The sequence below is a fragment of the Sporosarcina beigongshangi genome (assembly GCF_033485195.1).
In the GTDB taxonomy this organism is placed as follows: domain Bacteria; phylum Bacillota; class Bacilli; order Bacillales_A; family Planococcaceae; genus Sporosarcina; species Sporosarcina beigongshangi.
The window spans coordinates 1-799 of sequence record NZ_JAWLIR010000007.1; the positions used below are offsets into that span (position 1 = coordinate 1).

Here is a 799-nt window from a genome sequence, read left to right on the forward strand (position 1 = left end):
GGTTAAGAAATGTTCATGCTCCCTTACAAGTTTGTAAGTAAACTGAAAGAGAATACAATGGTTTGAAATGTTGAGATTGGTGATAATAGGTACAACAGATAGAAGACGGAGGCGTTACCCTATGAAAATAAATCTTAACGGGTTGTACGAAGAATACGGCCGGTATATATATCATCTATGTCTTAAATTAACGCGTAATAAAGAAGAGGCAGAGGATTTGATGCAGGATGTTTGGTTGAAGGTTGTTCGCTACAGCGAACGAATGGACGATGTCGATCATATGAAAGCATGGCTAACGACGATTTGTATGAATACGTTCCGCGATCGTTATCGCAAAGATGTAAGGAGAAGCAAGCATGTCCTGAACCAACCAGATACACTCGATGTGCCTATCCTTGATCTTGTTCCAAGTGACGGTTTAACACCAGCGGAATTGCTGGAGCAAAATGATATCCAGTCACTTGTTCAACAAAAAATCGGTAAGCTCGATGCCATTTATAGAAAAACAATTGAGTATTTCTATGTTCATCAATATTCGCTCATCGAAATTGCCGAAGTGATGAAAGTGTCAATTGGCACAGTGAAATCTCGCTTGTTCCGAGCGAAAAAGTATTTGAAGGAATTAATGATGGAAGATACTGCAGTACGCGAATATGTCACTGCGTAATGCACAGCCGACTTTGTTAGATAGGTAGCTCAGTTCGACTTGTAGGTAGTCGGGTTTTTCCGCAGTCATAAAATTTATCTTTAAAATAACAAAAGGCTATCCAATTCCCAGAGGCCACTGAAAAAGTCCTCT

Annotated in this window: 1 protein-coding gene; it reads left to right on the top strand. The window is 39.8% G+C overall.

The features are described from left to right. Nucleotides 1-121 precede the first annotated feature (121 nt). Nucleotides 122-667: an RNA polymerase sigma factor gene (locus tag R2B77_RS05775; RefSeq protein WP_203247570.1), complete on the top strand. Its 546-nt coding sequence runs from the start codon at nt 122-124 to the stop codon at nt 665-667. Nucleotides 668-799 lie beyond the last annotated feature (132 nt).